Genomic DNA, 6923 nt, shown 5'->3' with positions numbered 1-6923 from the left:
CACCCCGCGCGGCGGGCACGGGGGGCTGCCCTTGCCGGCGCGCGACGACCTCGGGTACGCGGCGAACTTCCTGTGGCAGGCGTTCGGCGCCGAACCCGCCCCGGAGGTGGTGCGCGCCTTCGAGGTGTCCCTGGTGCTGTACGCCGAGCACTCCTTCAACGCCTCCACGTTCACCGCGCGGGTGGTCACCTCCACCCTGGCGGACCTGCACTCGGCGGTCACCGCGGCGGTCGGCGCGCTCAAGGGCCCGCTGCACGGCGGGGCCAACGAGGCCGTGTGGGACGTCTTCGAGGAGGTCGGCACCGGCCCGGGCGCGCCTGAGCGGGCCCGCGCCTGGGTGCGCGAGGCGCTGGCCGCGCACCGGAGGGTGATGGGTTTCGGGCACCGCGTCTACCGCGACGGCGACTCGCGGGTGCCCACGATGCGTGCGGCGCTGCGCGAGCTGGCCGCCCACCTGGACCGCCCGGACGTGCTGGAGCTGTACGACGCGCTGGAGGGGGCGGTGGCCGGCGCCAAGGGCATCCGGCCGAACCTGGACTTCCCCTCCGGGCCCGCCTACCACCTCATCGGGTTCGACACCCCGGTGTTCACGCCGATCTTCGTCGCCGCCCGCGTCACCGGCTGGACCGCGCACGTGCGCGAGCAGCGCGCCGCGAACTCCCTCATCCGCCCGCTGTCGGCCTACGACGGTCCCGCCGAGCGGCACCTGGCGCGCTGAGGCGCAGCGCGCCGGCCGGGGTCGCCCACCGCCGCGCGGTGCGTCGCGGTGGGGGTGCTTGACGACCGGCGGGCGCGCTGACACCTTCAGCCCATGGTCGATGGCGACCCCCGGGGCCCGGCCTCCGGGGCGCGGCGCGGCGCGGCGCCGGGTGAGGTCCTGCTCCAGGTGCGCGGGATCGTCAAGGGGTTCTCCGGCGTCACGGCGCTGGACGGGGTGGACCTGGACGTGCGCGCCGGCGAGGTGCACTGCCTGCTGGGGCAGAACGGCGCGGGCAAGTCCACCCTCATCAAGGTCCTGGCCGGGGTGCACCGCCCCGACGCCGGCACCGTGGAGTGGCGCGGGCAGGAGGTCGCGCTGCCCACCCCGGTGGCGGCGCTGCGCACCGGCATCGCCACCGTGCACCAGGAGCTGGACGTGGTGGACGGGCTGACGGTGGCCGAGAACCTCTTCCTCGGGCACGAGCTGGCCACCGCGGGGGTGACGCGCCGCCGCGAGCTGCACGCCCGCGCCCGCGAGGTCCTCACCCGGCTCGGGCACGGCGACATCCCCCCGCACCGCGAGGCGGGGCACCTGTCCGCGGCCGGCAAGCAGATCGTCAGCACCGCCCGCGCGCTCTCGCACGACGCGCGCCTGGTCGTCATGGACGAACCCTCCGCGGTGCTGGACTCCGAGGAGGTGGAGAACCTCTTCCGGCTCGTGCGCGAGCTGACCGCGGCCGGGGTGGCGGTGCTGTACATCTCGCACCGGCTGGAGGAGATCCGCCGCATCGGGGACCGCATCACCGTCCTGAAGGACGGGCGCACCGTCGCGCGCGGGCTGCCGGTGGCCTCCACCCCCACGCCCGAGCTGATCCGCCTGATGACCGGCCGCTCCGTGGAGCAGGTGTTCCCCGCGCGCCGGCCCGTGCCCGACGACGCGGAGGTGCTGCTGGAGGTGGAGGGCCTGGGCCTGCGCGGCGTCTTCCACGACGTCTCGATGACCGTGCGCGCCGGCGAGGTCGTCGGGCTGGCCGGGCTGGTCGGCTCGGGGCGCTCGGAGATCCTCGAGACCGTCTACGGCGCCCGGCGCGCCACCGCCGGGCGCGTGCGCGTGGCCGGGCGGGAGCTGCCGCGCGGCTCGGTGCCGGACGCGGTGCGCCGGGGCGTGGGCCTGGCGCCCGAGGAGCGCAAGAGCCAGGGGCTGCTGCTGGACGAGCCCGTCTACCGCAACGTCACCCTCGCCTCGTTCGCGCGCTTCGCCCGCGGGCCGGTGCTCGACGAGCGCGCCGAGCGGCGCAGCGCCCTGGAGCGCGCCGCCGAGCTGCAGCTGCGCCCGGCCGACCCCGACCGCCCGGCGCGCACCCTCTCCGGCGGCAACCAGCAGAAGATCATGATCGCGCGCTGGCTGGTGCACGGCTGCCGCGTGCTGCTGCTGGACGAGCCCACCCGCGGGGTGGACGTCGGCGCGCGCGCCGAGATCTACGCCCTGGTCCGCTCGCTGGCCGCGGCCGGCGCGGCCGTGGTCGTGGTCTCCAGCGAGATCGAGGAGGTGCTGGGCCTGTCCGACCGCGTCCTCGTCGTCGCCGACGGCCGGGTCCTGCACAGCGGGCCGGCGGGGGAGATCGACGAGCACCGCGTCCTGGACCTGGTCATGGAAGGAAGTGCCGCGTGAGCGACTCCGTGAGCGACTCCGTCAGCGGCTCGGTGAGCGGTCCCGCGAGCGGCTCCCCGGCCACCGCCGGCGCCACCGACCGCCCCGCCCGCCCCGACCGCCCCGCGCGCCGGCCGGGCGCGCCGCTGGGCGGGGCCGCGCGCACCGTGGGCCTGGTGCTGGCGCTGGCCGTGCTGTGCGCGGTGGGCGTGGCCACCGCGGGGGAGCGGTTCGCCAGCGTGGACAACCTCATGACGATCCTGCGCCTGGCGGCCGTCTACGGGGTGCTGAGCATCGGCACGACCTTCGTCATCACCGGCGGCGGCATCGACCTGTCCATCGGCTCCGTGCTGGGCCTGGCCTCCGTCTGGGCCAGCACCGTGGCCACGCAGACCATGGCCGAGGGCACCCACTGGGGCGTGATGGTGTTCACCGCCCTGGCGGTCGGCGCCGCGTGCGGGCTCGTCAACGGCGTGCTCATCGCCTACGGCCGGGTCGTGGCGTTCATCGCCACGCTGGCGATGATGGTCGCCGCCCGCGGCCTGGCCGAGATCATCGCGAACCGCCGGACGCAGATCGTGGAGGTCGACGCGTTCCTGGACGTCTTCCGCGCCGACGTCCTGGGCGTGTCGGTGTCGGTGTGGATCTTCGCGGTCGCGGCCCTGCTCGGCTGGTTCGTGCTGAACCGCACCACGTTCGGGCGGCGCACCGTGGCCGTGGGCGGCAACCCCGAGGCCGCCCGCCTGGCCGGCATCCGCGTGCAGCGGCACACCGCGGCCCTGTACGTGCTCGCCGGGCTCACCGCCGGCGTGGCCGCGGTGATGATGCTCGCGCGCACCGGCTCGGGCTCCTCCACCCACGGGATGCTCTACGAGCTGGACGCCATCGCCGCCGTCGTCGTCGGCGGCACCCTGCTCGCGGGCGGGCGCGGCAGCATCGCCGGCACCGTGCTGGGCGTCCTGATCTTCTCCACGCTGACGAACGTGTTCGTGCAGAACAACCTCTCCACCTCGGCGCAGTCCCTCACCAAGGGCGTCATCATCGTCGTCGCCGTCCTGCTGCAGCAGCGGTTCGCCGCCCGCGCCCGCCGCACCTGAACGCCCGGCGGCCGGCCCCCGCGGCGCCGGGCCGCCCGCACCCGCACCCCGCACCACGCACCACGCACCACGCACCACGCACCACGCACCACGCACCACGCACCACGCACCACGCACCGCGCACCCGCTCGCCACCGACGTCGAGGAGGACCCCGTGCCCGTTCCCGCCCCCACCACCGCGCGCCGCCGCTGGAGCACGGCGCTGGCCGCCGCGGCCGCCGGCGCGCTGCTGCTCACCGGCTGCACGTCCAACGCCCCGGCCGAGGAGGACGCGCCACCGGCGCGCGGCGCCGGGGGCGCGGGCGGCGGCGCCAACGACGAGCCGGGCGAGCAGGTCGTCATCGGCTTCTCCGCGCCGGCGGCCGACCACGGCTGGATGGGCGCCATCACCTCCGCCGCGCGCGCGGAGGCCGAGAGGTACGAGGACGTGGAGCTGCGCGTCGCCGAGGGCACCAACGACGTGAACCTGCAGATCAGCCAGGTCGAGCAGTTCATCAACGAGGGCGTGGACGCGATCGTGCTCCTGCCCTACGACGGCGCCGCCCTCACCGAGGTCGCCACCCGCGCCACGGAGGCGGGCATCACGGTCGTCAACGTCGACCGGGAGTTCTCCAGCCCGGCCGCCGCGCGGGTCACCGTCCTGGGCGACAACTACGGCATGGGCGTGTCCGCCGGCACCTACGTGTGCGAGCGGCTCGGGGACCGCCCCGGCGCGGTCGTCGCCGAGATCGCCGGCATCGACTCCCTGCCGCTGACGCAGGACCGCAGCCGCGGCTTCTCCGACGCCCTGCGGGACTGCGGCCTGGAGGTGGCCAACCGGGTCGCGGCGGACTTCACCGTCCAGGGCGGCCAGGCCGCCGCCGCGAACCTGCTGCAGGCCGCCCCGCGCATCGACGCGCTGTGGAACCACGACGACGACCAGGGCGTCGGGGTCATGGCGGCCGTCGAGGAGGCCGGCCGCGACGAGTTCCTCATGGTCGGCGGCGCCGGCTCGCGCAACGTCATGGAGCAGATCCGCTCGGGCGACTCCGTGCTGGAGGCCACCGTGGTCTACCCCTCGACCCAGGCCGCCGACGGCGTGCGCCTGGCCCGCCTGGTCGAGCAGGGCAAGGCGATGGGCGACCTGGTGGAGGTGGAGGTGCCGCGCACCGTGCAGCTGTACGCCCCGGTCGTCACCGCCGAGAACGTCGAGCAGTACCTGCCGACCGCCTTCGACTCCTGAGGGGCGCGGCGCCCGTCACCGCTCAGCGGCCCCGGCCCGCCCGCCCGGCGAGGGGGCGCCCCCCTGCGCGGCGGGCGCGGCGAGGACGGCGGCCAGGGCGTCCAGCGCCTCGGGCACCACCGCGAAGTAGGCCCACACCCCGCGCTTGTCGCGGGTGAGCAGGCCCGCCTCGACGAGGACCTTCAGGTGGTGCGAGACGGTGGGCTGGCTCAGGCCCAGGGGCTCGATGAGGTCGCACGCGCACGCCTCGCCGCCCTCGTGCGCGGCCACGAGCGAGAGCAGCCGCAGCCGGGCGGGGTCGGCCAGGGCCTTGAGGGTGCGCGCCAGGTCCGCGGCGCTGCGCGCGTCCAGCGGCTCGCGCCTCAGCGGCGCGCAGCAGGCCGGGCCGGCGGCGCCGTCCGGCGCGGCGAGGGGCGCGGCGAGGGGCGGGAGCGCGGCGGGCACGCGCCCAGTGTGGCACCGGGCATCGACGGCTGTCGATGTTGACAGCCGTCGACGCCACCTGCCACCGTCGCCCATCGACAGACGTCGATGGAAGGACCCGCCCGATGAGCGACCTGGTCGCCGAGGACCCCCGCCCGGCGGGACCGCGAGGAGCCGAAACCCCGGTCCTGGCCCGGTTGTCCGTGCTGGACCGCTTCCTGCCGGTGTGGATCGCCGCCGCCATGGCCCTGGGGCTGCTGCTCGGGCGCCTCGTGCCGGGCCTGGACGAGGCCCTGGGTGCGGTCGAGGTCGGCTCGGTCAGCCTGCCGATCGCGATCGGGCTGCTGCTGATGATGTACCCGGTCCTGGCGAAGGTCCGCTACTCCGAGACCGCCCGCGTCGCCGCCGACCGGCGCCTCATGGTCGCCTCGCTGGTCCTGAACTGGCTCGTCGGCCCGGCGCTGATGTTCGCGCTGGCCTGGCTGCTGCTGCCGGACCAGCCCGAGCACCGCACCGGCCTGGTCGTCGTGGGCCTGGCCCGGTGCATCGCCATGGTGCTCATCTGGAACGACCTGTCCTGCGGGGACCGCGAAGCCGCCGCGGTGCTGGTCGCGCTCAACTCCGTCTTCCAGGTCCTCGCCTTCGCCGCGCTGGGCTGGTTCTACCTGCAGGTGCTGCCCGGCTGGCTGGGCCTGGAGACCACCTCGGCGCGCTTCTCGGTGGGTGCCATCGCCCTCAGCGTGCTCGTCTTCCTCGGCGTCCCGCTGGTGGCCGGCTTCCTCACCCGCGTGCTGGGGGAGCGGGCCCGCGGCCGGGCCTGGTACGAGGAGCGCTTCCTGCCGAAGATCGGCCCCGTCGCCCTCTACGGGCTGCTGTTCACGATCGTCGTGCTCTTCGCGCTGCAGGGCGACGCGATCACCTCGCAGCCCGGGGACGTGGCCCGGATCGCGCTGCCGCTGCTGGCGTACTTCCTGCTGATGTTCACCGGCTCCTTCGCGCTGGGCAGGGCCATCGGCCTGAGCTACGCGAAGACCTCCACGCTGTCCTTCACCGCCACCGGCAACAACTTCGAGCTGGCGATTGCGGTGGCCATCGGCACCTTCGGCGTCACCTCCGGGCAGGCCCTGGCCGGGGTCGTCGGCCCGCTGATCGAGGTGCCCGTCCTGGTCGCGCTGGTCCACGTCGCCCTGTGGGCCGGGCGGCGCTCCTTCCCCGGCGACCCCACCGTCCCGGCCCGCGCCGGCGCCCCCCGATGACCCGCACGCCCGTCCGAGCACCCAGGAGAGCCCCGTGAATGACAAGCCCAGCGTGATCTTCGTCTGCGTCCACAACGCCGGCCGCTCGCAGATGGCCGCGGCCTTCACGACCGCGCTGTCCGCCGGCGCGGTCGAGGTCCGCTCGGCGGGCTCGCTGCCCGCGGACCGGGTCAACCCCGTCGCCGTCGAGGCGATGCGCGAGGTCGGCATCGACCTCACCGGCGAGCAGCCCAAGGTGCTCACCCCCGAGGCGGTGCAGGCCTCCGACGCCGTGATCACCATGGGGTGCGGGGACGCCTGCCCCTTCTACCCGGGCAAGCGCTACGAGGACTGGGAGCTGACCGACCCGGCCGGGCAGGGCATCGAGGTCGTCCGGGCGGTGCGCGACGAGATCCGCGCCCGCGTCGAGGCGCTGCTGGCCGACCTCCTGCCGGCCGCGCCCGCCGCCCCGTCCCGCGGCCCGCGCCCCTGACCGGCACCGCCCGGGGGCCCCGGCGGGCCGCGGCCCGCCGCGGGCTGGCAAGCACGGCCGCGGCATGGCTGCCACCCCCCCCCCCCCAGCCCTCCCCGGCCTG

Annotated in this window: 7 protein-coding genes; 6 read left to right on the top strand and 1 reads right to left on the bottom strand. The window is 75.8% G+C overall.

Annotated elements, in window-relative coordinates; genetic code table 11:
* The 4 genes from ACRYR7_RS23290 to ACRYR7_RS23275 form a co-directional block, all read left to right on the top strand.
* On the top strand, window positions 1-718 hold a 718-nt coding region (locus tag ACRYR7_RS23290), incomplete at its 5' end, for a citrate/2-methylcitrate synthase (RefSeq protein WP_432574581.1).
* A 93-nt stretch (window positions 719-811) separates the two neighbouring features.
* Complete coding sequence (locus tag ACRYR7_RS23285; protein ID WP_432574579.1) at window positions 812-2371, top strand: sugar ABC transporter ATP-binding protein; 1560 nt, start codon at window positions 812-814, stop codon at window positions 2369-2371.
* 125 nt (window positions 2372-2496) lie between these two features.
* The gene (locus ACRYR7_RS23280) at window positions 2497-3447 is read left to right on the top strand and encodes an ABC transporter permease (protein WP_432574582.1); all 951 of its coding nucleotides are present in this window, start codon (window positions 2497-2499) and stop codon (window positions 3445-3447) included.
* Window positions 3448-3601: 154 nt separating this feature from the next.
* Window positions 3602-4669 (top strand): substrate-binding domain-containing protein, encoded by a 1068-nt coding sequence (locus tag ACRYR7_RS23275; RefSeq protein WP_432574578.1) that lies wholly within the window; start codon window positions 3602-3604, stop codon window positions 4667-4669.
* A gap of 15 nt (window positions 4670-4684) precedes the next feature.
* Here ACRYR7_RS23275 and ACRYR7_RS23270 read toward each other — a convergent pair whose 3' ends face one another.
* Complete coding sequence (locus ACRYR7_RS23270; protein WP_432574576.1) at window positions 4685-5113, bottom strand: ArsR/SmtB family transcription factor; 429 nt, start codon at window positions 5111-5113, stop codon at window positions 4685-4687.
* A gap of 104 nt (window positions 5114-5217) precedes the next feature.
* Here ACRYR7_RS23270 and arsB point away from each other — a divergent pair, with 104 nt between their 5' ends.
* Entirely contained in the window at window positions 5218-6348 is a 1131-nt protein-coding gene (arsB, locus tag ACRYR7_RS23265) for an ACR3 family arsenite efflux transporter (RefSeq protein WP_432574574.1), read from the top strand.
* A 34-nt stretch (window positions 6349-6382) separates the two neighbouring features.
* Window positions 6383-6820, top strand: a complete 438-nt coding sequence (locus ACRYR7_RS23260; RefSeq protein WP_432574572.1) for an arsenate reductase ArsC — start codon at window positions 6383-6385, stop codon at window positions 6818-6820.
* Window positions 6821-6923: the final 103 nt, after the last annotated feature.

Source organism: Kineococcus gurbantunggutensis, assembly GCF_050871925.1.
Taxonomy (GTDB): Bacteria; Actinomycetota; Actinomycetes; order Actinomycetales; family Kineococcaceae; genus Kineococcus.
Note: the sequence above shows the minus strand (reverse complement) of the source record. Positions and strands in the feature narration are given on the sequence as shown.